General features: G+C 71.8%; 21 protein-coding genes and 1 tRNA gene. 10 read left to right on the top strand and 12 right to left on the bottom strand.

The genetic code is table 11. The annotated features are described in order from the left end of the window. The first annotated feature begins 5 nt into the window (after nucleotides 1-5). Complete coding sequence (gene pobA / locus QWJ38_RS00205; RefSeq protein ID WP_290357018.1) at nucleotides 6-1187, top strand: 4-hydroxybenzoate 3-monooxygenase; 1182 nt, start codon at nucleotides 6-8, stop codon at nucleotides 1185-1187. Continuing rightward, complete coding sequence (locus tag QWJ38_RS00210; RefSeq protein WP_290357019.1) at nucleotides 1162-2019, top strand: alpha/beta hydrolase; 858 nt, start codon at nucleotides 1162-1164, stop codon at nucleotides 2017-2019. Before pobA ends, QWJ38_RS00210 begins: the two co-directional genes overlap by 26 nt. Before the next feature lie 9 nt (nucleotides 2020-2028). Here the strand turns inward: QWJ38_RS00210 and QWJ38_RS00215 are convergent, their stop codons facing one another. Beyond that, the gene (locus tag QWJ38_RS00215; protein ID WP_290357020.1) at nucleotides 2029-3180 is read right to left on the bottom strand and encodes an ABC transporter substrate-binding protein; all 1152 of its coding nucleotides are present in this window, start codon (nucleotides 3178-3180) and stop codon (nucleotides 2029-2031) included. A 101-nt stretch (nucleotides 3181-3281) separates the two neighbouring features. After that, nucleotides 3282-4814, bottom strand: a complete 1533-nt coding sequence (locus QWJ38_RS00220; RefSeq protein WP_290357021.1) for a 3-hydroxyacyl-CoA dehydrogenase — start codon at nucleotides 4812-4814, stop codon at nucleotides 3282-3284. Nucleotides 4815-4865: 51 nt separating this feature from the next. On the opposite strand from QWJ38_RS00220, the gene QWJ38_RS00225 reads away from it, so the two are divergent. Genes QWJ38_RS00225 through QWJ38_RS00235 form a run of 3 tightly spaced genes read left to right on the top strand, consistent with a single transcriptional unit; the run spans nucleotide 4866 to nucleotide 7222 of the window. Then, complete coding sequence (locus QWJ38_RS00225) at nucleotides 4866-5663, top strand: alpha/beta fold hydrolase (protein ID WP_290357022.1); 798 nt, start codon at nucleotides 4866-4868, stop codon at nucleotides 5661-5663. A gap of 59 nt (nucleotides 5664-5722) precedes the next feature. Continuing rightward, complete coding sequence (locus QWJ38_RS00230) at nucleotides 5723-6889, top strand: alpha/beta hydrolase (RefSeq protein WP_290357023.1); 1167 nt, start codon at nucleotides 5723-5725, stop codon at nucleotides 6887-6889. Nucleotides 6890-6928: 39 nt separating this feature from the next. Next, nucleotides 6929-7222, top strand: a complete 294-nt coding sequence (locus QWJ38_RS00235; protein ID WP_290357024.1) for an antibiotic biosynthesis monooxygenase family protein — start codon at nucleotides 6929-6931, stop codon at nucleotides 7220-7222. Between the two features lie 65 nt (nucleotides 7223-7287). Here QWJ38_RS00235 and QWJ38_RS00240 read toward each other — a convergent pair whose 3' ends face one another. The 5 genes from QWJ38_RS00240 to QWJ38_RS00260 all read right to left on the bottom strand — a co-directional run bounded on the left by QWJ38_RS00240 (nucleotide 7288) and on the right by QWJ38_RS00260 (nucleotide 12050). Further along, a complete protein-coding gene (locus QWJ38_RS00240; RefSeq protein ID WP_290357025.1) occupies nucleotides 7288-7650 on the bottom strand; it encodes an HU family DNA-binding protein in 363 nt (120 codons plus the stop codon). 176 nt (nucleotides 7651-7826) lie between these two features. Continuing rightward, complete coding sequence (locus QWJ38_RS00245) at nucleotides 7827-9815, bottom strand: EAL domain-containing protein (protein ID WP_290357026.1); 1989 nt, start codon at nucleotides 9813-9815, stop codon at nucleotides 7827-7829. A 292-nt stretch (nucleotides 9816-10107) separates the two neighbouring features. Then, nucleotides 10108-11118 (bottom strand): CysB family HTH-type transcriptional regulator, encoded by a 1011-nt coding sequence (locus QWJ38_RS00250; protein ID WP_290357027.1) that lies wholly within the window; start codon nucleotides 11116-11118, stop codon nucleotides 10108-10110. 102 nt (nucleotides 11119-11220) lie between these two features. Continuing rightward, nucleotides 11221-11835, bottom strand: a complete 615-nt coding sequence (locus QWJ38_RS00255) for an RBBP9/YdeN family alpha/beta hydrolase (protein WP_290357028.1) — start codon at nucleotides 11833-11835, stop codon at nucleotides 11221-11223. Beyond that, nucleotides 11832-12050 carry a TOBE domain-containing protein gene (locus QWJ38_RS00260; RefSeq protein ID WP_290357029.1) on the bottom strand — a complete coding sequence of 73 codons (219 nt, stop codon included), beginning with the start codon at nucleotides 12048-12050 and terminating at the stop codon, nucleotides 11832-11834. Before QWJ38_RS00260 ends, QWJ38_RS00255 begins: the two co-directional genes overlap by 4 nt. Before the next feature lie 192 nt (nucleotides 12051-12242). Between QWJ38_RS00260 and QWJ38_RS00265 the strand changes: the two genes are divergently transcribed. Genes QWJ38_RS00265 through QWJ38_RS00280 form a run of 4 tightly spaced genes read left to right on the top strand, consistent with a single transcriptional unit; the run spans nucleotide 12243 to nucleotide 15904 of the window. Next, complete coding sequence (locus tag QWJ38_RS00265; RefSeq protein WP_290357030.1) at nucleotides 12243-13157, top strand: TauD/TfdA dioxygenase family protein; 915 nt, start codon at nucleotides 12243-12245, stop codon at nucleotides 13155-13157. 27 nt (nucleotides 13158-13184) lie between these two features. Beyond that, nucleotides 13185-14195 (top strand): ABC transporter substrate-binding protein, encoded by a 1011-nt coding sequence (locus QWJ38_RS00270; protein ID WP_290357031.1) that lies wholly within the window; start codon nucleotides 13185-13187, stop codon nucleotides 14193-14195. A 12-nt stretch (nucleotides 14196-14207) separates the two neighbouring features. Then, the gene (locus tag QWJ38_RS00275; protein ID WP_290357032.1) at nucleotides 14208-15017 is read left to right on the top strand and encodes an ABC transporter ATP-binding protein; all 810 of its coding nucleotides are present in this window, start codon (nucleotides 14208-14210) and stop codon (nucleotides 15015-15017) included. After that, nucleotides 15014-15904, top strand: coding sequence for an ABC transporter permease (locus QWJ38_RS00280; RefSeq protein ID WP_290357033.1), 891 nt, complete (start codon nucleotides 15014-15016; stop codon nucleotides 15902-15904). The genes QWJ38_RS00275 and QWJ38_RS00280 overlap by 4 nt, the downstream gene beginning before the upstream one ends. Here the strand turns inward: QWJ38_RS00280 and QWJ38_RS00285 are convergent. Then, entirely contained in the window at nucleotides 15901-16698 is a 798-nt protein-coding gene (locus QWJ38_RS00285; RefSeq protein ID WP_290357034.1) for a class I SAM-dependent methyltransferase, read from the bottom strand. The genes QWJ38_RS00280 and QWJ38_RS00285 overlap by 4 nt on opposite strands. Before the next feature lie 196 nt (nucleotides 16699-16894). Between QWJ38_RS00285 and QWJ38_RS00290 the strand changes: the two genes are divergently transcribed. Further along, nucleotides 16895-19990 (top strand): AAA family ATPase, encoded by a 3096-nt coding sequence (locus tag QWJ38_RS00290; protein ID WP_290357035.1) that lies wholly within the window; start codon nucleotides 16895-16897, stop codon nucleotides 19988-19990. A 50-nt stretch (nucleotides 19991-20040) separates the two neighbouring features. Here QWJ38_RS00290 and QWJ38_RS00295 read toward each other — a convergent pair whose 3' ends face one another. From QWJ38_RS00295 to QWJ38_RS00310, 4 genes are all read right to left on the bottom strand, one after another. After that, nucleotides 20041-21417: a hypothetical protein gene (locus tag QWJ38_RS00295; protein WP_290357036.1), complete on the bottom strand. Its 1377-nt coding sequence runs from the start codon at nucleotides 21415-21417 to the stop codon at nucleotides 20041-20043. A gap of 187 nt (nucleotides 21418-21604) precedes the next feature. Next, nucleotides 21605-21689, bottom strand: a tRNA-Leu gene (locus tag QWJ38_RS00300). Between the two features lie 67 nt (nucleotides 21690-21756). Further along, nucleotides 21757-23166 carry an FAD-binding oxidoreductase gene (locus QWJ38_RS00305; RefSeq protein WP_290357037.1) on the bottom strand — a complete coding sequence of 470 codons (1410 nt, stop codon included), beginning with the start codon at nucleotides 23164-23166 and terminating at the stop codon, nucleotides 21757-21759. Further along, a complete protein-coding gene (locus QWJ38_RS00310; protein WP_290357038.1) occupies nucleotides 23163-24152 on the bottom strand; it encodes a 2-oxoadipate dioxygenase/decarboxylase family protein in 990 nt (329 codons plus the stop codon). Before QWJ38_RS00310 ends, QWJ38_RS00305 begins: the two co-directional genes overlap by 4 nt. Nucleotides 24153-24287 lie beyond the last annotated feature (135 nt).

Genomic DNA, 24287 nt, shown 5'->3' on the forward strand with positions numbered 1-24287 from the left:
CTTGCATGCAAGGTACCCAGGTAGCGATCATCGGCGCCGGCCCGGCCGGCCTGCTTCTCGGCGCCCTGCTGCACAAGGCCGGCATCGCCAACCTTATTCTGGAGCAGCGCAGCAGCGACTATGTGCTGTCGCGCATCCGCGCCGGCATCCTGGAGCAGACGACGGTCGCCCTGCTGGAAGAGGCCGGCGTCGCCGAGCGCCTGCACCGCGAAGGCCTGGTCCACAGCGGCATCTACCTGAGCTTCGACGGCGCCCGCCAGCACATCGATCTGCAGAAACTGACCGGCGGCCGCGCGGTGACCGTCTATGGCCAGACCGAGATGACGCGCGACCTGATGGAGGCGCGCGCCGCCGCCGGCATGACGACCTTGTACGAGGCCGAGCAGGTCGCGCTGCACGACATCACGACCGACAAGCCCCGCGTCTCCTATCTGCGTAATGGCCGCCGCGAGGAGCTGCGCTGCGATTTCATCGCCGGCTGCGACGGCTTCCACGGCGTCTCGCGCCAGAGCATCCCGGCCGAGCTGCTGAAGACCTTCGAGCGCGTCTATCCCTTCGGCTGGCTGGGCGTGCTGGCCGATACCCCGCCGGTGGCGCACGAGCTGGTCTATGCCCATCACCCGCGCGGCTTCGCCCTGTGCAGCATGCGCAGCAAGACGCGCAGCCGCTGCTATGTGCAGTGCAGTCTCAGCGACTCGGTCGAGCAATGGAGCGATGCGCGCTTCTGGGACGAGTTGCGCAGCCGGCTCGACCCGGCCACCGCCGCCGCCTTGCAGCCCGCCGCGGCGATCGAAAAAAGCATCGCGCCGCTGCGCAGCTTCGTCGCCGAGCCGATGCGCCATGGCCGCCTCTTCCTGGCCGGCGATGCCGCGCACATCGTGCCGCCGACCGGGGCCAAGGGACTGAACCTGGCGGCCTCGGATGTGCGCTATCTGTCGCGCGCGCTGATCGAGCATTACCGCGAGCGCAGCGATGCCGGCCTCGATCAGTATTCCGAGAAGGCGCTGCGCCGCGTCTGGCGCGCCGAGCGCTTCTCCTGGACGATGACGCGGCTGCTGCACAGCTTCCCCGAGCAGGGTGGCTTCGAGCAGCGCCTGCAGCGGGCCGAGCTCGACTACCTCTTCAGTTCGACGGCGGCCCAGACCTCCTTGGCCGAGAACTATGTGGGCCTGGCGCTGGAGGACTAGCCTGGCGGTCCTGGTGGCCGGTGCCGGCCTGCTGGCCGGCTGCGTCAACCTGGACGAGCGCCAGCGCGAATGGATCTTCCAGCCCGGCCAGCGGACCTGGTCCGGCGGCACGGCCGCCGCCCAGGGCATGAGCGATGTCTGGATCGCCTACGACTCGCGCCGCGACGGCTCGGCCGTCAAGCTGCACGGCCTCTGGCTCGACGGCCCGACAGCCGACGCACCGCTGCTGCTCTATCTGCACGGCGCGCGCTACGACGTGCGCGGCAGCGCGCCGCGCATCCGCCGCATGCAGCAGCTGGGCTTCGCCGTGCTGGCCGTCGACTACCGCGGCTTCGGTCAGAGCAGCGCCGCCCTGCCCTCGGAGGACAGCGCCTACGAGGATGCGCGCGCCGCCTGGGACTGGCTGGCCGCGCGCTACCCCAGCGCCAAGCGCTATCTGTTCGGCCACTCGCTGGGTGGCGCGATCGCCGTCCACCTGGCCGCCGAGGTGCAGGCGGACGCCGCCGGCCTGATCGTCGAGGGCAGCTTCAGCTCCATCCCCGACGTGGTCAGCAATTTCAAATGGGGCTGGCTGCCGGTCGGGCCGCTGATCACGCAGCGCTTCGAGGCCGGCGAGCGCATCGGCGCCGTCAAGACGCCGCTGCTGGTCGTGCACGGCAGCGCCGACGCGCTGATCCCGCCGGCGCTGGGCCGCGCGCTGTACGAACGCGCGCCGGAGCCCAAGCGCTTCGTGCTGGTCGACGGCGGCTCGCACCACAACACCAATGCGCTGGGCCAGGCCCAGTACCGCGAGGCGCTGGCCGAGCTGTTCGGGCTGCCGCGAGCGCAGTAGCGGCGCGCCTCAGCGGATGAACCGGCCGCTGGCGTCGACCATCGTGATCTCCACGAAACGGGATCCATGGCGCTGGCGCGCCCCGTAGCCCAAGCGGTAGCCGCCGAGGTCCAGTTCGGTGAGCTTCTCCAGCGCGGCCTGGATGCTGGCGGGCGTCGGCTGGGGCCCGGCGCGGCGCAGCACCTCGATCAAGATGCTGGCGTTCAGATAGCCCCACATGCGGTCGTAGCTCGGTGCCACGCCGGCGGCGGCCGCGGCCGCCCCGAAGCGGCTGGTCAGCGGCGTCATCTGGCGCAGCGGATAGGGCACGACCTGGGTGAAGGCCATGCCGCGGGCGGCCGCTCCCAGTTGCTCCAGCAGCGCGCTGGTGCCCGCCAGCGACAGCGCATAGACCGGCACGCGCGTGCTCGGCAGGGCGCGCATGAAGCCGACCACGGCCGCGCCGCCGGCCAGCAGCAGGACCGCCTGCGGCTCGGTCCTGGCGATCGCGTCCGTCGCCGCGCGTGCATTCGAGCCGTCCGGCTCCACCGGCACCTGGGCCAGCAGCGTGACCTGGTGCTGCGCGGCAATCGCCTCCACCTGGGGCAGCATGAAACGGCCCAGTTCGTTGTTCTGGTAGGCGACGGCGACCCGGCGCGAGTTGAGCGTCGCCAGGTTCTGCAGCATCGCGTCCACCTCGTCGCGCAGGCTCGCGGTGGTGGTGAACAGCCAGGGATGCGGCTCCTTGCGCAGATTGTCCGCACCGTTGTAGACGCCGATCAGCGGCACCCGGCGTTCGTCCAGCAGCGGCAGCGCGCGCATCAGCCCCGGCACGAAGGCGTAGCCGAACAGCGCGGCCACGCCGTGCTGGTCCAGCAGCTTCTGCGTGTGCTCGAGGGTGGCCGCGGGCTGCGCGGCATCGTCCAAGGTCAGCAGCCTGATCTGGGCACCGTTGATGCCGCCCTGCGCATTGACCGCATCGAGCAGCAGCTTCTGCCCTTCGGCGATCGGGCGCACCACCGGGCCCAGCGGACCGGTGAGCGGCAGCACCTGGCCGATGCGGATCTCCGCGGCCGCTGCGGCGCGCGCCGCCCCGGCAAAGGGCAGGCTGCAGACGGCGGCCAGCAAGCTGCGGCGGGCGATGCACGGCATGCGCTCGGCGCCAGACCGTTTTCCGAACATGCGGTGTCTCCTCGTGGTCCTCTGGGGCCCTACCGTATGAGGAGCCGCGAGCAGCGATCCCCCCTGCACCGGGGGGGATCGGGTCAACCACTAGGCCGCCGTCAGCCCTGCCAGCGCCGCTGCTGCAGCAGCGGGCTGACCCGGTAGCGCTCGCTGCGATAGGCCTGGAACAGGCCATCCAGCAGGCCGACGAGCGCGTCGGCGCCGAGCAGTTCCAGCCATTCGAAGGGCCCGGCCGGGTAGTTGACGCCCAGCTTCATCGCCAGATCGGCGCCCTGCTCGTCGCAGACGCCCTGCCAGACCGCGTCGCTGCCCTCGTTGACCAGCATCGCCACCGTGCGCGCGACGGCAAGTCCCGGCACATCGCGCAGGACCAGCGGCTCCCAGCCGAGCGCGCGCCAGAGCTCGGCGAGCTGCGCGCGCGCGGCCTCGCTGGCATGCGGCGCGAAGGCCAGCGCCAGGCCATTGGCGCGGTCGGGCGCCAGCGGCCAGTCCATCACGGCCAGCTCGCGGCGATGGCCCTCGGCCGCCAATTGCGCGGCACTGATGCCGCGGCTCAGATGGACCTGCAGCTCGCCGATCGCCAGGCCGGCCCAGTCGGCAGATTCAGCGCGGCTGAAGCTCAGGCCCTTGTGCGTCAGCCATTGCGCCAGCCGCTCGACCAGCGCGCCGCGGCCGACGACGCTGACCGGCGCCAGCACCGCGCCGGGCGCCGCCACCGGCTCGGCAGCCGGTGGCGTGCCGATATAGAAACCCTTGCCGACCTTGCGGCCCAGGCGACCGCCGTCGACCAGGGCCTTCTGCACCAGCGAGGGCGTGTAGCGCTTGTCGCCGTAATTGGCCTCGAACACCGATTGCGTGACCAGGTAGTTGGTGTCGTGGCCGATCAGGTCCATCAGCTCGCAAGGGCCCATGCGGAAGCCCGCGCCGCGCAGCGCGCGGTCGAGCTGCGCCGGCGAGCCGGCCTGCTCCTGCAGGAGCGCCAGCGCCTCGGCGTAATAAGGGCGTGCGATGCGGTTGACGATGAAGCCCGGCGTGGACTTCGCATGCACCGGCGTCTTGCCCCAGCGCCTGGCCAGCTCGTAGATCGTCTGCGCGACAGCCGCCTCGGTCTCGGCACCCCAGACCACCTCGACCAGCTTCATCAGCGGCACCGGATTGAAGAAATGCATGCCCACCAGACGCGCCGGATTGGCCATGCCATTGGCCAGCGCGGTGACGCTGATCGACGAGGTGTTGGTCGCGATGATCGCGTCCGGGACCAGCAGCGCGTCGAGCTCGCGCAGCAGCGCCTGCTTGGGCTCCAGCTTCTCGACGATGACCTCGACCACCAGCGCCGCCTCGGCCAGCTCCGCCGTCGCGGACGCCGGCGCGATGCGTGCCAGCACCGCGTCGCGCTCGCCGGCCTCCATCCGCCCCTTGGCCACCAGGCCGTCCAGGCCCTTGGCGATGTTGGCGATCGCCGCGGCGGCCGCGCCCTCGCGCACGTCCAGCAGGCGCACCGGATGGCCGGCCTGTGCGGCGACCTGCGCGATGCCGGCGCCCATGATGCCGGCGCCGACGACGCCGACCGCGGCTGCGGGCTGCGCCGCGATGCGCCAGGAAGAGGTGGGATGCTGAATCGATTCGCTCACGATGAAGACTCCTGTCGAGCCTGCAAGTATCGCCGCCGGCACAATCGCCGCATGGATGAATCCGCACCGTTTCTGCAAGCCGCTCCCTGGCTGGGCGGCCAGGTCCAGATCGAGACGCAATGGCTGAACCCGGCCGCGCGCGGCAGGCGCCCGCTGATCGTCTTCCTGCACGAGGGCCTCGGCTCGCTGGCGCAATGGCGCGATTTCCCGCGGCAGCTGTGCGAGGCGGCCGATTGCCCGGGCCTCGTCTTCTCCCGCCCCGGCTACGGCCGCAGCACGCCGCGCAGCGCGCCCTGGCCGCGCGACTATCTGCAGGAGCAGGCGCGCGCGCTGCCCGCCTATTTCGACGCACTGGGCCTGCGGGGCGAGCGGCTCTTTCTGTTCGGCCACAGCGACGGCGCCAGCCTGGCCCTGCTGCTGGCCGCCTATTTTCCCGAGCGCGTGCGCGGCCTGGTCGCGATGGCGCCGCATCTGTTCATCGAGCCCATCACGTTCGAGGGCCTGCGCCGCGCGCGCCAGGCCTATGAGCAGGGCAGCCTGCGCGCCGCGCTGCGCCGCCACCATGCGGACACCGACTCGGCCTTCTTCGGCTGGAACGATGCCTGGCTGAACCCCGATTTCCAGCAATGGAATATCGAGGCCGATCTGCGCACCCTGGCCTGCCCGGTGCTGGCCCTGCAAGGCATCGACGACGAGTACGCGACCCTGGCGCAGATCGAGGCGATCGCGCGCCTCCGGCCGGGCACGCGGCTGTGCGTGCTGGCCGGCTGCGGCCATGCACCGCAGCGCGAGCAGCCGCAGCGCGTGATCGACGAGACCATGGCGCTGCTGGCGGCCTGCGAGGACTGAGGCGACGAGCAAGGGTTCCTCTTTGCGAGCCGGCAACGCGGCCATCGCACAATCGGCCGATGCCGATCTCACGCCGCCTTGCCCTCCTTCTTCTCAGCGCGTCTTCGCTGCCCCTGCTGCAAGCCTGTGCCGGCGATCGCCGCGGGCCGCAGCGCGGCGGGGTCAGTCCTCAACAGCTGCAGCTCGAGCAGCGCATGGCCGCGCTGCATGCCGGCGCCTACCAGCGCGACGAACCCGGGCCGCTGAGCCTGGCGCTGCAGCAGTGGATCGTGCGCGGCGAGCTGGTGCCGGTCAGCCTGGCCTTTGCCGGCAGCGGCCGCCAGCTGCCGCTGATCGTCTATATGCCCGGCCTGGGTGAATCGGCGCAGGCCGGCGCGCGCTGGCGCCAGGCCTGGGCGCGCGCCGGCTACGCGGTGCTTAGCGTGCAGCCGCTGGACGTCGATGCGCGCGCCTGGTCCTCGGACCTGGCCCGCGCCGCCGACTTCAAGGGCCTGGCCCGCCACCATCTGCAGCCCGAGCTGCAGCAGCAGCGCCTCTTGGTGCTCGACGCGGTGCTGACCGAGGCGCGCCGGCGCGCGGCGGCCGGTGACTCGCTGTGGACCCGCGTCGATTTCGAGCAGATCGCGCTGGCCGGCTACGAACTCGGCGCGCTGACCGCCTGGATGGCCGACGCCGCGCCCGTGGCGACGCCGCGCATCCGCGCCCGGCTGATCGTCAGCCCGCTGCCGCCGGCCGCGCCCGGCTCGGTGCAACAACAAGCAGCGCCGACCATCCCGAGCGGCCCGCTGCTGGCGATCGGCTCGCGGCGCGATATCGATCCCAGCGGCCTGTTCGAGGGCACGCCGCAGCAGCGGATGCAGCTCTTCGAGCAGTTGCCGGCCGATGGCCGCCACTATCTGATGATGCTGACCAGCGCCAGCCACGCCCAGCTGGCCGGCCCGCCCGGGCTCGACCATGACGATGCCGCCGATGGCGGCATGATGATGGGCGGCGGCGGACGCCAGCGCCGCGGTGGTGGTGGCGGCGGCATGGGTGGCGGCATGGGCGGCGGCGCGATCTTCGGCCCGCGCGGCGGCGCCGACATCCAGCTGCAGGCGCTGGCGATCGAGAACGCCAGCGTGGCCTTCTTCGATGCCCATCTGCGCGCCCAGCCGCGCGCCCGCGACTGGCTGGAGCAGGAGGCCGGCAGCTGGCTGCAGGGCCTGGCCGACTGGCGCCAGCGCTAGCATTCGAACCAAGCGCAACAGCAAGAAGGTCTGCCCGCCATGATTCTCGAAGTCGCCGACATCCGCATCCACGCCGGCCAGCAGGCCGCTTTCGAGGCCGCGATCCATCGCGGCCTGGCCGAGGTGATCGCCCAGGCGCGCGGCTTCATCACGGCCAGCGTCCAGCACGGCATCGAATCGCCGGAGCGCTATCTGCTGCAGATCGAGTGGCAGACGCTGGAGGACCATACCGAGCATTTCCGCGGCGGCCCGCTGTTCCCGCAATGGCGCGCGCTCGTCGGCCCCTTCTTTGCCGAGCCGCCCAAGGTCGAGCACTTCGCGCTGCTGGGCTGAGGCGCCGACGCAAAAAAAGCCGGGCGCTCGCAGAGCGCCCGGCCTTGCTTGCTCGGCGCGGTGGCTTACTTCTTGGCGGCCTTCTTGGCCGGCTTCGCAGCGGCCTTGGCGGCGGGCTTGTCGGCGGCCTTGGCGGCCTTGCGAGCAGCAGCCTTCGGATCGACGGCGGCCTTGAAGCCGGCGCCCGGGGTGAACTTCGGCAGCTTGGCCGCGGCGATCTTGATCTTGTCGCCGGTGCTGGGGTTCACGCCGGTGCGGGCGGCGCGGGCGTGTTGCTTGAAGGAGCCAAAGCCGGGGATGGAGACGACGCCACCCTTCTTGACGGTGGTGACCACGGCGTCCAGCAGGGTCTCGACGATGCGGCCAGCTTCGGCCTTGGTCAGCGTGTGCTTGGCGGCCAGGTGCTCAATCAGTTCGGTCTTGTTCATTCAGATCTCATCTCGATAATGCCCGACCATCTCGGGCGGCCGCTATTCTCACCGAAACTCGGCACGATCCCGATGGGGACGGGGAAAACGCTGAGTCGGGCCGCGGCGCACGGGCCAAAAGCATCACGTTCGGGCCCTTGCCGCCGGCGCTAACCTCGTGCTGCGTGGACAGCCGATCAGACTCGCGCCCGCGCCTCCTCGTCCGCCGCGGCCGCAACAAAGGGCGCCGGTCGCGCGATGCCGAAGCCCTGCACCTGGTCGATGCCGAGCTCGTGCAGGCGCCGGCGCATCGCCTCGCCGTCGACGAAGGCGGCGATCGTGCGCAGGCCCAGCGTCGCGGCGATCTGCTGGATCGCGCGCACGGTCGCCTCGGCCAGCGGGTCGACGAGCAGATCCTTGACCAGGCCGCCGTCAATCTTCAGATAGTCCAGCGGCAGGCTGCGCAGCGGGGCGAAGGCGGCCATGCCGGAGCCGAAGTTGTCCAGCCCGAAGCGGAAGCCCTCGGCGTGCAGCGTCGCCATCAGCGCCGCCTCGTCGATCTCGAAGCAGATGCGCTCGGCCGCGATGCCGCTGCGCCGGCGCTGCTCGCGCACGAAATCGGCGAACTGCTCGTCGGCCAGGCTGGCCGCGGACAGATTGATCGCGCAGCGCTGCGGCGCCTGCGCGCCCCGGGCCGCGATCGCCTCGAAGGCGCTGGCGACGACCCAGCGATCGATGGCCGGCATCAGCTGGTGGCGCTCGGCCGCCGGCAGAAAGGCCATCGGCGGCAGCAGGCGGCCGTCGACGTCCTGCATGCGCAGCAGCAGCTCCAGCTGCGCGCCGCGGTCCGCCAGCGTCGGATCGGCAGGCTCGATGGCCTGCGCGTGCAGGCACAGCCGCCCCTGCTCGAGCGCCGTCTCGATGCGCCTGGCCCAGGGCGTCGGCGGCGCGCCGGCGTGCTCATCGCCGGCGCGGTGGACCTGCACGCGGTTGCGCCCCTGCGCCTTGGCCTGGTAGCAGGCGGCGTCGACGGCATCCATCGCATCGGACAGGCGCTGCATGCCGGTGTCGAGCTGGACCAGGCCGACGCTGACGCCGATCGCGAACACGCGGCCGGCGTAGATGAAGCGGAAGTCGACGATGGAAGCGCGCAGCTGCTCGGCGATGCGCAGCGCGTTGTCCGGGCCGCAGCGATCGAGCAGGATGCCGAACTCGTCGCCGCCCAGCCGCGCCAGCGCGTCGCCGGCGCGCAGCCGCGCCTTCAGCAGCTGCGCGACCTGGCACAGCAGCTCGTCGCCGGCCGCATGGCCGCAGCTGTCGTTGACGGTCTTGAACTGGTCGAGATCCAGATACAGCAGCGCATGCGCGGGCACGCCGGCGCGCGCATCGCGGATCACCAGCGCGGCACGGCGCTCGAACTCGCGCCGGTTCATCAGCCCGGTCAGCGCGTCGTGGCTGGCCTGGTGCGAGAGCTGGGCCGCCGCGCCCTGCTCGCGCCGGACCAGGCGGCCGGTCAGCCACAGGCCCAGGCCGGTCAGCAGCAGCGCCAGCACCAGGGTGGTGGCCAGCAACACCGTCTGCACCTGGCGCGAGGCCTCGCCCAGCGCGGCCGAGAAGCGCTGCTCCTGCAGCGTCAGCTGGGCATCGACGGCGATGGCCTCGTCCAGCAGCGCCGGCAGGCGCTCGGATCCGGCGCCGCTGCGGTGCGCCTCACGCATTTGCCGGCCGATGCGCATCAGCGCGAGCAGGCCCGCGTCGGCGGCGCGCCAGGCATCGACGGCTTCGGCCACCGGCCCGAAGTTGTTGAAGCGCAGGAACAGCCGCGCCATGCCGGGCACGTCGTCGGCATGATTGCCGCCGAGCAGAAAGCCCTGCATCACCTCGTCGCGGTCGACCGGCTGGGCCTCCATCGCCAGCCGCGCGCGGCGGTCGCCCAGCGGCAGCGCGATCGCGCGCTCGAAGCCGGCGTATTCGGCCGGGCGGCCGCTGCGCGCATAGCGCTCCAGATGCGACAGCGCCTGCTTCTGCGCCTTCGACCACAGGCTCTCGCCGCCGACGAAGGCGCGCGCGGCGGACAGGGTGTCGACGCTGAAGCCGGCCAGCGCGACCAGGGCGACGATGATGCACAGCCAGGGCCAGACCGCGGCCACCAGGCCGCGCAGCATGGGCAGGCGCCGCGTCAGCATGCGCGGGCCGCGGGCCAAGCGGGCCGCGCGGCAAGGGCGCCATGGCGCCCGGCAGAGAGGGTCAAGGACAAGTTCCTATCTCCCCGGAATCCTGGATGCGATCGGCCGGACCGGCGCGCGAGCCCGGCTCGCAGCACTGGCCCGGGGCCATCCGCGATGCTAGGAACTCAGCGGTCCAGCGCCTTTGTCCTTCCACGACAGGCCATTGCCGGTCTACGACAAGGGCCCGGGCGGCAGGCGCCGCCTGTGAAGAATCGCACGCGACGGCGGCCGGCCGCGGGGGATGCGCCGCTCAGGCCGGCACGGCCTGGAGGGGCGACTGGGCCGGCGGCGACTGCACTGCCGGCTGCGCCGCGACCGCCGGCCCAGCCGGCTCGGCGCGCTGCGCCTCGATCAGTTCGCGCGTCAGCGGCGCGGCAAAGGTCTCGATGAAGGCGTAGACATAGTCGCGCAGATAGGCGTCGCGGCGCACCGCCAGCCGCGTCAGGTTGTCGGCGAACAGATGGCGCGCATCGAGCGCGCGCAGATGGCGGTCGCGCTCCTCGTCGTAGGCGATCGCCGCCACGATGCCGACGCCCAGGCCCAGATCGACATAGGTCTTGATCACATCGGCATCCATCGCCGACAGCACGATCTCCGGCTGCAGGCCGGCGCCGCGGAAGGCCGCGTCGATATGGGCACGGCCGGTGTAGCCGGGCTCGTAGGTGATCAGCGGGAACTGCGCCAGCCGCGCCAGGCTCACGGGCCGGCCGGCGGCAGCCTCGCGCGCCAGTGGATGATCGGGCGGCGTGATCACCGCATGGGTCCAGCGGTAGCAGGGCAGCGCGACCAGGGCCTCGTAGGACGCCAGCGCCTCGGTCGCGATGCCGACATCGGCCTCGCCGTCGAGCAGGCGCTGCGCGACTTGCTGCGGCGAGCCTTGCTGCAGATGCAGACTGACCTCCGGATGCGCGGCGCGGAAGTCGCGCACGACCGGCGGCAGCGCATAGCGCGCCTGGCTGTGGGTGACGGCAATGCGCAGCACGCCGCGGCCGGCGCGCGCGAAATCGTCGCCGGCGCGACGCAGATTGTCGGCCTCGTGCATCAGCCGCTCGACGATGGCGATCACCTTCTGGCCCGGCTCGGTCAGGCCGGTCAGGCGCTTGCCGGCGCGCACGAACAGCGGGATGCCGAGCTCGTCCTCGAGCTCGCGGATCTGTCGGCTGATGCCCGGCTGCGAGGTGTGCAGCGCCTCGGCCACCTCGGTCAGATTGAAGCCATGGCGCGGTGTTTCGCGCACGGCACGCAGTTGCTGGAAGTTCACGAGGACGGGGCGGGTTGTTGTCGGCAGGCCATTATTCGAAGCCGGCGCCCGCCTGTCCTCCAAGAAATCTCGCTAAGGATATGAAGGAAGCGAGCACCCCGCTCAGATCGCGAAGCTCCACTCGCGCCATTCGGCCAGCGCCACCCGCCGCTCGCGCGCCGCGCGGGCCCGCGCCGCCTCGACCCACTGGCGCGCCAGCGGGAAGGGCCCGAAGCCGGCCTCGGTATTGATATGGCCGACGGCGCCCAGATCGCTGAGGCTGGCGCCCCAGCGTGCGGCCCAGCGCGCCGCATTGGCCGCGCTCATCCAGGGATCGTTGCGGCTGGCGATCAGGCGCAGGGGCCGACCCAGCGGCCGATGCGGCAGTGCCTCGGCGATGCCGAAGCGGTCCGGGTCGGCCGGCGCAACCAGCAGCGCCTCGCGGATCGGCGAATCGGGCCGGCGGCGCAGATGGTCGACCAGGGCCAGCGTGCCGAAGCTGTGCGCGACGGCGATCCAGCGGCCGCCCTCCTCGCCGGCCGTCTCCAGCACGCGGTCGATGCGGGCCGACCAGCGCGCCAGGTCCGGGTGCGCGAAATCGCGCTGCACGACGCGGGTCGCCGCGCGATCGCCGCGCTCCAGCCAGCTCTGCCAATGCGCCGGCCCGCTGTCGTGCAGGCCCGGCACGATCAGCAGCCGCGGCGTGCGCGGGCAGACATCGGCGGCGATCGCGCTCACAGCGTCGCCAGAGAGACCTCGGTGGACTTGACCAGGGCGACGACCTCGCGGCCCGGCGCCAGGCCCAGCTCCTTGACCGAGCGGGTGGTGATCACCGAGGTGACGACCAGGCCCGAGGGCGTCTGCACATCGACCTCGGACACGACCGGGCCCTCGATGATTTCGCGGACGGTGCCGCGGAACTGGTTGCGCACATTGACGGCGGCGATGCTCATGCAGAGGCTCCTGTTGGGTTGAACTATGAGCGAAGCCTAGGCGGCGGCGGCTCGCCCGCCAAGGAAGGCTTGCGTCGATCGATAGACGCGGGACGCATGAACGACGCCGGCGGGCCGCTTATGCGGCCAGCGTGTTTCGATCTGCGCAGCGCTTCCTTGGCCGCGCGCGCGGCGCTTCCTAGAGTGGGCGCCATGACTGCCACCGCCACCGTCCCCTCTCCGTCCCTCCCCGCCGCGGATACACGCGACGCCGACTTCGAGATCCGCCCCTTTGCCGGCCCGCTGGGCGCCGAGGTGGTGGGCCTCGATCTCGCTCGGCCGGTCTCGGCCGCCGATTTCGCGCGCCTGCATCGCGCCCATCTGGAACACCATGTGCTGGTGTTCCGCTCGCAAGCCCTGACCCCGGCCGAGCAGGTCGCCTTCAGCCGCCGCTGGGGGCCGCTGCAGATCCATGTGCTGAAGCAGTTCCTCTTGCCGCAGCAGCCCGAGGTGCTGGTCGTGTCGAATGTGCGCGACGCGCAGGGCCGGCCGCTGGGCCTGGGCGATGCCGGCCACTACTGGCATTCGGACCTCTCCTACAAGGAACTGCCCAGCCTGGGCTCGATGCTGCTGGCGATCGAGCTGCCGCAAGAGGGTGGCGACACCTTATTTGCCAACCAGCACCTGGCCTGGCAGCGCCTGCCGGCATCCATCCAGCGCAAGATCGAGGGCCTGCAGGCCGAGCACAGCTATCTGGCCAGGTACGAGGAGCTGCGCAAGCGCAATCCCTGGCGGCCGGCGCTGACGGCCGAGCAGATCGCCGCGGTGCAGCCGGTCGTACAGCCGGTCGTGCGCCGCCATCCGGAGAACGGCCGCCGCGCGCTCTTTGTCTCCGAGCATTTCACCACCCGCATCGTCGGCCTGCCCGAGGACGAGAGCCGCGATCTGCTGGCCCAGCTGTTCGCCCATTCGACCCAGCCGGACTTCGTCTACCGCCATCGCTGGCAGGCCGGCGACCTGGTGTTCTGGGACAACCGCTCGGTCGTCCATCTGGCCAGCGGCTGCCCGGACGATCAGCGCCGCCTCTTGCACCGCACGACGATCGAGGGCGACCGGCCCTTTCCCTGAACTTTCCCTTCACCAGAACGAGTCCTCATGCACCGCCCATTGATCCAGTTTGTCGGCGCCGCCCTGGCGCTGAGCCTCACGCTGAATGCCCTGCCCGCCCGCGCCGAAGGCCGGCTGCGCATTGCCGAGCAGTTCGGCATCGTCTACCTGCTCTTGAACATCGCGCAGGAGCAGAAGCTGATCGAGAAGCAGGGCCGCGCGGCCGGCCTCGAGATCCAGGTGGAGACGGTCAAGCTGTCCGGCGGCGCCGCCGTCAACGAGGCCCTGCTGTCCGGTCATATCGACGTGGCCGGCGCCGGCGTCGGCCCGCTCTTGACGATCTGGGACCGCACGGCCGGCAAGCAGAACGTGCGCGGCATCGCCTCGCTGGGCAACTTCCCCTACTACCTGACCTCGATCAATCCGGCCGTGCGCAGCATCGCCGACTTCGGCCCGCAGGACCGCATCGCGCTGCCGGCCGTCGGCGTCTCGGTGCAGTCGCGCATCCTGCAGCTCGCCTCGGCCAAGCTGTGGGGCGATGCCAGCTACAACAAACTCGACGCGCTGCAGGTCGCGCTGCCGCATCCGGAGGCGACCGCCGCCATCATCAAGGGCGGCAGCGAGATCAACGCCCACTTCGGCAACCCGCCCTACCAGGAGCAGGGCCTGGCCGGCAATCCGAAGGCGCATATCGTGCTGAAGAGCTACGAGGTGCTGGGTGGCCCGGCCTCGGCGACCGTGCTCTACGGCACCGAGAAGTTCCGCCGCGACAACCCCAAGACCTATGCCGCCTTCGTCGCCGCGCTGGCCGAGGCGGCCGCCTTCGCCAGCAGCCGGCCGGAGGAGGCCGCCGACATCTTCATCCGCACCAATGCGTCCAAGATCGATCGGGAGACCCTGATCCGCATCATCCGCAACCCCGAGGTGCAGTTCAAGCTGACGCCGCAGAACACCTTCGCGCTGGCCGACTTCATGCACCGGGTCGGCGCGATCAAGCAGCGGCCGTCTTCCGCGCGCGACTATTTCTTCGACGACGCGCACAACGCGGCGGCGAACTGAGGAGGGCCTGCGGTGAGCGCCGTCCCCCATCTGATCGAGCCCGCGTCGGCGCCGCTGGCCGCACGCCCGCTGCTGAAGGTCGAGGCACTGAGCCTGGAGTACGCGACGCCGCAGCGCCTGGTGCGCGCGACGCACGAGGTCGACTTCGAGGTGCTGGAGGGCGACCGCTTCGTGCTGCTGGGCGCCTCCGGCTGCGGCAAGTCCTCGCTGCTGAAGGCGATCGGCGGCTTTCTGCAGCCCAGCGCGGGCCGCGTGCTGCTGGACGGCGTGCCGGTGCGCGGCCCCGGGCCCGACCGCATCGCGGTGTTCCAGGAATTCGACCAGCTGCCGCCCTGGAAGACGGTGCTGGCCAATGTCGAGTTCCCGCTGCTGGCCAGCCGGCGCTGCGGCCGCGCCGAGGCGCGCGAGCGCGCGCTGCTGTGGCTGGCCAAGGTCGGCCTGGCCGACTTCGCCCATCTGTATCCGCATGCGCTTTCGGGCGGCATGAAGGCGCGCGTCGCGATCGCCCGCGCGCTGGCCATGGCGCCGCGCGTGCTGCTGATGGACGAGCCCTTTGCCGCACTGGACGCGCTGACCCGCCGGCGCATGCAGGACGAGCTGCTGGCGCTGTGGGAGCAGGAGCGCTTCACCCTGATCGCCGTCACCCATTCGATCGAGGAGGCGCTGCTGCTGGGCAACCGCGTGCTGCTGCTGTCGCCGCACCCGGGCCGCGTGCGCGCCGAGCTCGATGCCGAGCGCTTCGGCCCGGCCAGCCTCGGATCGCGCGAGTTCCAGGCGCAGACCCAGCGCATCCACCGCCTGCTGTTCGGGAGCATGGCATGAGCGGCGGCAGCATCGCCACCGTGCACCGGCTCTCCCCGGCGCGCCCCGAGATCGAGCGCGCGCTGCCGCCGCTGCCGGCCGCCACGCGAGAGCGGCGGCTGCCGCTGGCGCGCCGCCTGCTGGGCCTGAGCGCGCTGCGCCGCGGCCTGCTGCTGCTGCTGCTGGCCGCCTTGTGGGAGCTGGCCGCGCGCCTGGCCGGCAACGAGCTGCTGCTGCCGACCTTCACGCAGACCACGCTCGCCTTCGTCGAGGGCTGGCGCAGCGGCGAGCTCGCGCTGCGCACCGGCCTCTCGCTGTCCCTGCTGCTGCAGGGCTATGCGCTGGGCGTGCTGGCCGCCTTCGTGCTGACCGCGCTGGCGGTGTCGACCGCGGTCGGCCGCGAGCTGCTGGCGACGCTGACGGCGATGTTCAATCCGCTGCCGGCGATCGCCCTGCTGCCGCTGGCCCTGCTGTGGTTCGGCCTCGGCCGCAGCAGCCTGCTCTTCGTGCTGGTCCACGCGGTGCTGTGGCCGCTGGCGCTGGCCACCTTCGCCGGCTTCCAGGCCGTGCCCGAGACCCTGCGCATGACCGGCCGCAACTACGGCCTGTCGGGCCTGCGCTTCGTCGCGCTGATCCTCGTGCCCTCGGCGCTGCCGGCCATCCTCTCCGGCCTGCGCATCGCCTGGGCCTTCGCCTGGCGCACCCTAGTCGCCGCCGAGCTCTTCTTCGGCGCCTCCTCCGGGCGAGGCGGCCTGGGCTGGTACATCTTCCAGAACCGCAACGAGCTCTACACCGACCGCGTCTTCGCCGGCCTGGCCACCGTGATCCTGATCGGCCTGATTGTCGAGCAGCTGGTGTTCGACACGGCCGAGCGGCTGAGCGTGCGGCGCTGGGGCATGCAGCGCTAGCGAACCGCCTGGACCTTGACCCCGCGCACCGCATTGGCGCGCGCGCTGACGGTTAGCGGCCCGTCGCCGGCCCGCAGGCGCTCGCGCACCCGCGCCTGCAATTGCGCCAGCCCGGCCGCGTCCATCGATTCGAACATCGGCCGCAGGGTGTTGCTGGCGGCCGCGCTGTTCCAGTACTCGTCGAAATCGTCGAAGCGGCGCTGGACGCTGAACTGGCAGGTCTGCACCCGCTCGAGCCCGGCCGCGCGCCACAGCGCCGCCGAGGCCTCCAGGGTCGAGGCCTGCACGCTGGGCGGCTGGCGCGGGGGCAGGCCTTGCTTGAGCATCTCCGCGCCGATCGCGGCGAGCGGAAATCCGCCCTCGAGGATGTCCCAGTGGTAGGCGGCCACGACGCCGCCGGCGCGCACCGCGCGGCACATCTCGGCCACGCCGACCGCCGGCTCCGGCACGAAGAACAGCACCAGGGCCATCACCGCGGCATCGGCGCTGGCGTCGGCCACCGGCAGCCGCATCGCGTCGCCCTCACCCCACAGCACCGGCGCGTCGGGCGCCAGACGGCCCCGTGCATAGTCGAGCTGGCCCGGTGAAGGATCGAAGGCCAGCACCTGAGCCGGCCGGCAGCGCTCGACGATCAGCTCGGTGAAGGCGCCATTGCCGCAGCCCACGTCGAGCCAGCGCGCCCCGTCCGGCACGGCAATCCAGTCCAGGAAGCGCTCGCCGACCAGGCGGCTCCAGCGACCCATCATGCGCTCGTAGGCGGCGCCATCGTCGAAACGTATCGTCTGCTCGCTCATGTCGGCTGCTCGGTGTTGAGGTCGGTCGATGATAGGGCCGCGGCGGCCGTCCACCGGCTTGCGGAGGGCCGTCTCGGTCCGGCCACAGCCGGCTGTTCCGTCCCGCGAGGCTGTCCCATAATCGGTTCGCCCGGTCGCCATCACCCGCGCTTCAGCCTAGGAGTCGCCGATGCTTTGCCCCGCCTGCCAAGCCGCCATGCCTCCGGGCAGTCGCTTCTGCGCGCAATGCGGCGCGCCGATGCCGGCCGAGGACGCCACCCCGCGCTGCACGCGCCGCCAGATGACGGTGCTGTTCTGCGATCTGGTCGGTTCCACCGATCTGTCGGCAAGAGTCGACCCCGACGACCTGCTCGAGTTGCTGGGCCGCTACCACGAGGCGGTGCGCGGCATCGCGGCGCGCTATGGCGGTTTCATCGCGCGCATCGTCGGCGACGGCGTCGACGTCTATTTCGGCTACCCCTCGGCCAACGAGGACGATGCGGTGCGCGCGCTGCACACGGCGCTGGACCTGGTGGCCGAGGTCACGCGCATGGAGGTGGCGCCGGGCGAGCAGCTGTCGCTGCGCATCGGCCTGGCCACCGGCATGGTCGCGGTCAGCCTGAACCAGGGCGTCGCGCTGGCCGGCACCACGCCGAATCTGGCGGCGCGCGTGCAGTCGGCCGTGCCGCCCGGCTGCATCGGCGTGGCACCGGGCACGCGGCGCATCGCCGGCGCGCAGTTCGAGTTCGAGGATTTCGGCGAGCACCGGCTGAAGGGCTTCGAGCAGCCGATCGCGATCGGCCTGCTGCGCCGCGCGCGCTCGCTAGCCAGCCGCTCGGCCTGGCGCGGCCGCGACGCCAGCCTGCCCATGGTCGGCCGCGAGGCCGAGCTGGCGGCGCTGCGCGCGCAATGGCAGCGCGCGGCCGCCGGGCGCAGCTGCGGCGCGCTGGTGCTGGCCGAGGCCGGGCTGGGCAAGTCGCGGCTGGTGACCGCGCTCGACCATGCGCTGCCGGCCCAGGGCCATACCCTGCTGCGCCTGCAATGCTCGCCCTTTCACGTCAACAGCGCGCTGCAGCCCTTCGTCCAGCATCTGGCGGCGGCGGCCGGCATCGCGCGCGGCGATGCGCCGGCCGAGCAGCTGGACAAGCTGGAGGCGCAGCTGACCATCGCCGGCATCGAGGATCCGGCCGAATGCGCGCTGTTCGCCGCCCTGCTGGGCATCCCGGCCGAGGGCCGCTATCCGCCGCTGGCGCTGCCGCCGCCGATGCAGCTGCAGCTGACCAAGGAGGCGCTCAAGCATTACTTCTCGGGGCTGACGCACCAGAAGGTCGGCAGCGCCCAGCAGGAGGCGCTGACGCGCTATTTCACCGGCTTTGCCGACGACCGCCCGCTGCTGCTGATCGTCGAGGACATGCACTGGATCGACCCGACCTCGCTGGAGCTGCTGGAGCAGTTGCTGGCCGCCGGCGAGCAGGCGCCGATGCTGGTGCTGATGACGGCGCGGCCGGAGTTCCGCCCGCCCTGGCGCGAGGGCGAGCATTGCGCGCAGCTGAGCCTGCAGCGCCTGGCCGATGCCGATGCCGAGGCGGTCGCGACCCAGCAGGCCCAGCAGGCCGAGATGCCGGCCGAATGGCTGGCCCTGATCGTCGCGCGCACCGACGGCGTGCCGCTGTTCATCGAGGAGATGACGCGCATGCTGCTCGATGCGCGCGAGGCCGGCGTCGCCGCGCTCAGCGGCGGCCGCACGGTGCCCGACACCCTGGTCGATCTGCTGACCGCGCGGCTGGACCGGCTGCCGCCGGCCGGCAAGCCGGTGGCCCAGCTGGCCGCCGTGATCGGGCGCGAGTTCGACCGCGAGCTACTGGCCGCCGCCACGGCCGACGGTGCCGACGCGCTGCAGGCCGGCCTGCAGGCCCTGCTGGACAGCGGCCTGATCCAGGCCCGCAGCGCGGACGGCGCGCAGCTGCTGTTCAAGCATGCGCTGGTCGAGGACACCGCCTATGCCTCGCTGTCGCCCAAGCGCTGCGCCGAGCTGCATGGCCGCGTCGCCGAGGCGCTGCTGACGGGCTTTCGCGAGCGCGTCGAGCGCCAGCCGGAGCTGGCCGCGCGCCATCTGACCCGCGCCGGCCAGGGTCTGCGCGCGGCCGAGTGGTGGCTGGCCGCCGCCGCGCAGACGCTGTCGCGCGGCGCACCGCGCGAGGCGGCCGGCCATCTGCGGGCCGGCGTCGAGGCGCTGAAGCCGGTGCCCCCCAGCCCCGAGCGCGATGCGGCCGAGTTGGGCCTGCTGTCGATGCTGGGCCCGACGACCATGGTGCTGCTGGGCCCCGGCAGCGCCGAATTCGGCGCGGTGCAGGAGCGCGCCTACGGCCTCAGCCAGCAACTGCCCGGCCAGCCGCGGCTGTTCCCGACCAGCTATGGCTGGTGCCTGTTCAACTGGGGCCGCGCACGGCTGGCGACGGCCACCGAGCTGGTCGAGCGCCTGCTGGCGGCCGCCGCGGCGCGCGCCGGCGACACCGAGGCGGCGATGGCGGCCAACAATATGGCCGGCATGGTGCGCTTCCATCTGGGCGAGCCGGCGCGGGCACGCGCCCATCTGTCGGAGTCGACCGCGCTGTACGAGCCGCAGCGCGACGCCGCGCTGTACCCGGTCTATCTGATGGACTTCGGCGTCTTCGGCCGCTTCTACCTGGCGCTGTCCACCCAGGTGCTGGGCTTCTCGGACGCGGCGCGGCGCATCGCCGCCGAGGCCCTGCTGCTGGCCGATGGGCTGAACCAGCCGCACACCCTGGGCTTTGCAATGCTGGCCAACTTCAACACCGCGCTGATGCGCGGCGATGCCGAGGAGGCGCTGCCGATGGCCGAGCGCTGCATCGCCTTCTCGACCCAGCTGGGCTTCCCGGAATTCGTCGCGATGGCGCGCATCGCGCGCGGCTGGGCGCTGGCCCATGGCCAGGGCCAATGGGAGCAAGGCCTGGCCGAGGTGCAGGCCGGCTCGGCCGGCTGGGCGCAGACCGGCTTCGAGAACTGGCAGCCCTGGTTCGCCACGCTGGAGGCCGAGATCCTCGGCCGGCTCGGCCGGCCCGGCGAGGCGCTGGCCCGCATCGAGCAACAGCTGGCGCGCATCGCCGCCAATGGCGAGCACCAGTTCGAGAGCGTGCTGCTGGCCGAACGCGGCGCCGCGCTGGCCGCCCTGCCCGAGCGGCGCGCCGAGGCCGCGGCCGAATTCGAGCGCGCCGCCGCACTGGCCCGGGCCCAGGGCGCGCAGGCCTGGCTGGCGCGCGGCCAGCGCCGGCGGCAGGAGGCGCTGGGCTGAGCGGGCGGGGCCCGCCCCGCTGCTTCATGGCCCCGCTTCAGTGCCCGGCCTCAGTGACCTGCGATCGGCCGGCGGATGAAGCTGTCCGTGTCGGCCGAGCCATTGGCGCGCATCAGCGCGAAGGTCAACATCATGTCGTAGTCGGTGCCGACGATGGCCTGGTGGTTCTTGCCAGACAGCGCCTTGTTGCCGGGCCGGTTCTGGAACCACTGCGCCCACTGCGCCGAGCCCGGGTCGAAGAGCAGGAACTGCTGGCCCTCGGGCGGGAAGCTCATATTCGGCGATGGGTAGAGATTGGCAACGAAGGGGTACTGGGCCGAGCTGTGGCAGCTGACGCAGGACGAGGCGCGCAGGCCCGCGTCGCCCTTGCCATAACGCACGCCGCTGACGGTCACCGCGTTGTGGCGGATGCCCAGGTCCAGCGGCCCGGCCAGGCGCCCGCCCCAGCCCAGGCCGTCCTTGATGAAGGGCGGGATCGTCGGGCTGACCCAGGTCTGGCGCAGCCTGCCCTGGCCACCGTCCTTCTCCCGCGCGAACTCCGGATCATTGCCCCACATCGCGCCGACCGGCACCGCCCGTTCCCAGACCGTCTTGCCGCTGGAGCCGGCGTCGTAGGCGAAGGCGATGAAGACCCAGCCGGTCTCCGGCGCCGCCTCCTTGTCCTTGACCCGCACCGCCATCTGCAGAAAGCGCATCGGCGTGACCACGGCCGTCGGCGGATTGCTGCCGCCCGCCACCGGCGGCCGGAACACATAGGAGACCGAGGATCCCTTCAGCACCGGCCATTGCTCCTCGTTCAGCGTCGCCGCCTCGACCTTGACGACCATCGATCCTTCGGGGAACTGCGCGGCCTTGAGGTCCGGATGGAAGGGATCGCGCCAGATCTTGCCCAGCTGTGCCGCCGCGACGTCGTTGTAGTAGACGACCGCATGGTTCTGGAAGGCAACCTTGGGCGGCAGGGACGGATAGGCCTCCGGCTGCAGGATCTGGCCGGTGTAGGAGCCCAGCAGCGCCTCGCGGCCGGAGCCCGGATCGATCGCCTCGCCATTGGGCAGCGGATTGCCCTGGCCGCCCCAGGGCATGTCGTACCAGCCGGCCTGCTGGGGCGTCCACTTCAGCGGCTCGTTGACCAGGCCGGACAGGTCCTTCTCGATGAAGCGCTTGACCGCGGCGACATAGGCCGGCGCGCTCTGCAGCGTCAGCGCGCCGCGCGGCCGCGGCTGCTGCAGCCAGCGCGCGCCGGGCGCCTGCTGCGGATAGTCGTAATTGCTGGTCCGAAAGCCATGGGGCCAGTCCTTGTCCGGCGGGTACAGCGTGTTATTGCCGGCAAACGGATCGGGCGGCGCGGCCAGCAGACCGCCGCTGAGCAGCAGCGCGAGCCCCCCACCGAGCAGCGCGACGGAGCGGTGGAATCGGGATGTCCTCATGGCGCGATCTCCCAGATGGTGATGTTGTAGCGGCCAAGGCGCTCGCGGCGACCCGCGAGCCCGGACGATTGTTCGAACGCCGGCCGGCCCGCGTCAATGGCGTTTGCACCACGGCTTCCGCGCTGTTGGGGATGGCGCGCGGCCAAAACGCAAAAGGGCTGCACTTGCGTGCAGCCCTTTTTTGTTTTGGTGCCCAGGAGAGGACTCGAACCTCCACGGAGTTACCCGCTAGTACCTGAAACTAGTGCGTCTACCAATTCCGCCACCTGGGCTTTCAGGATTTTTCTCCGCCGCCTGGCAGCGAAGAGCCCGCACTATAGCACAGCTTTTCGAGCCCTCTCAGCGCTCGGGGCCGAAGCGGGTCAGGCCCAGGCGCGCCTCGGGATCGAACAGGCGCTCGACGCCGCCGGCCAGGCGCTGCGTGTGGGCATCGGTCCACTGCCGGTAGCCGGCCTGGATCTGCGGGCCGACGCCATGCTCGGCACTGAAGCTGCCGCCCAGCGCCGCATTGATCGCGTAGACGCCCTCGCGCAAGCGTGCCAGGTCTTGCGCCGACAGCGGCGGCTCGGCCCGCGGCCAGACCAGATTGAAGTGCAGGCCGCCATCGCCCAGATGGCCGAAGTCGGCGACCCGCGCGGCCGGGAACTCGCGCGCCAGCCAGGCGGCCGCCTCGGCGCGAAAGCGCATGAAGTGACGGCGCGGCAGCGAGATATCGAAGCCGATCACCGCGCCCTGCTCGCGCAGGCCCTCGCTGATCGCATGGCGCAGCGCCCAGAGCTGTTCGTCGGCGCCGAGCACCGCGTCGACCACGCGTTCGCCGCCGAGTTGCTGCTCGAGCCAGTCCTGCAGCAGGGCGGCCAGATCGAGTCGGGCCGCAAGCAGCTCGCTGGCCAGCTCGATCAGCAGCGCGTACTCGGGCAGACGGCCATCGAACAGGCGGCCCGGATCGCCGACATGCGCGAGAGCCGCCGCCAGCGCCGGCCGCGAGATGCCCTCGAAGGCGCTGACCAGGCCGGCCAGCTCGCCGCCCATCACCTCGCGGTACAGCGGGAAGACCGCGTCGAGATCGCGCGGCGCGACCAGCGCGACCGCGCGCTGGCGCGGCTGCGGCTGCAGCCGCAGCGTCGCCTCGCAGATCAGGCCCAGGGCACCGCTGCTGCCGATGAACAAGTGCTGCAGCGCGAGGCCGGCGTTGTCCTTCTGCAGTCCGCGGCCGGCCTGCAGCAGCGTGCCATCGGCCAGCAGCGCCGTCAGGCCGAGGGTGTTGGCGCGCACATCGCCGTGGCGCAGCATGCGCGTGCCGCCGGTGTTGTGGGCCAGCATACCGCCGATGCTCGGATCGGCGCTCAGATCGATGGCGAACTGCAGGCCATGCCCGGCCATCCGCTCATTGACCTCCGAGAGCCGGTAGCCGGCCGAGACGCGCAGCGTGCGGTCCAGCGGATCGAAGTCGAAGACCTCGCGCAGCCGCTCGGTGGACAGCAGCAGATGGCGACGCTGGTCGCTGGGCGTGGCGGCGCGCACCAGGCCCGTGTGCGCGCCCTGGATGACGAGGGTCAAGTCATGCGCGGCCGCCAGCCGCAGCAGCGCGGCGGCCTGGGCCGTCGTGGCCGGCCGCACGAGGCCGGCGGCGCGGCCCGGCGCATAGCGGGCCGGCTGCAGATAGCGCGGCTCGATGGCCGGGCCGTCGACGACAAACTCGGCGCCGCAGATGCGGTGCGCCTCGGCCAGCCAGTCGCTGCCGCTCATGCGGCGGCGGTCATCTTGAAGATGCCGGTCGCATTGCCGGCGTCGAAGCCCAGGTCCAGCGCGCCCTCGGCGATCCGGCCGCGCTGGATGAACTCGTAGAAGGAGCCCGGCACGCTCAGGGTCACGACCTGGCCCTCGTGCAGGAAGCGCCTCGCTACCGAAGCGGCACGGAAGGCCGTCTGGCGGACGCGGCCCGAGGCCGAGGTCTCGATCGTGTCCTTGATCGTGCGCGCCAGCGCGCGCTGCGCGCTAGCCACCGCCTCGATGTCGGCAACGCGATCGGTCGCGTGGTTGAAGGCATTGCCCTCGGTGGCGATCCAGGCCATCTCGGCCGACTCGGCCTTCAGCGCCTCGTAGTCGCTCTGCGCGAACAGGCCATGCTGGCGCTCGAAGCAGGCCAGCAGCCTGGGCAGCAGCCGCAGCGCGGCCTCCCAGGGCAGGACCTTGTCGCGCGCCAGCTGCTCCAGCAGGGCCAGATCGGCGGGCGCCAGCGGGTCGCGCGAGGCGCCGATCACGCGGCTCACCGTCGCCTGGAAGGCCGGCGAGAACTGCCCCGGGTGCAGCTCCGAGACGAAGAACTGCGCGATGTCCTCGGGCATGTCGGCATGGCGCCAGCTGCGGCCGGTCATGCGCAGCTTCTTCAGCGGATAGGTCTCGGCAAAGCGGTAGCCCAGCGGCCGCAACACGCGCGTGATTGCCGCCTCGCCGGGCGGCAGCGCGCCGCTGGGCCAGGCCACCGTGCGCAGCGCGCCATGGTCGAAGACGATCTTGCCGGCTTCGGCCACATAGGCGGCGCCCTCGGGCACGCGGGCCAGCAGGTCGCGGAAGAGCGCCATGTTCAAGGCCTGCGCCAGTTCGGCGCGCGCGACGGTCTCGCCGACCGGCTGCAAGAGCGCCGGCGCGACATGGAGCTGGGCAAAGGTCTGCTGGGCCGCGGCCTCGCCGAGCGTGGCGACGAGCAGGCGGCTCAATCCGGTTTCGGTCATGAATCAGGTCTAGAGGAGGAGAACATCGACGGCAGGCGCAGCCCGGCCGCACTTCAAGCGGCACCCGAGGATCCGGCTCTGCCGGTCCACCGGGTGCGCCCCCTTGAGGGGGAGGCGCGCAGCGCCTCGGGGGTA

It is taken from the genome of Roseateles violae (assembly GCF_030410485.1).
GTDB classification, from domain to species: Bacteria; Pseudomonadota; Gammaproteobacteria; order Burkholderiales; family Burkholderiaceae_C; genus Roseateles_D; species Roseateles_D violae.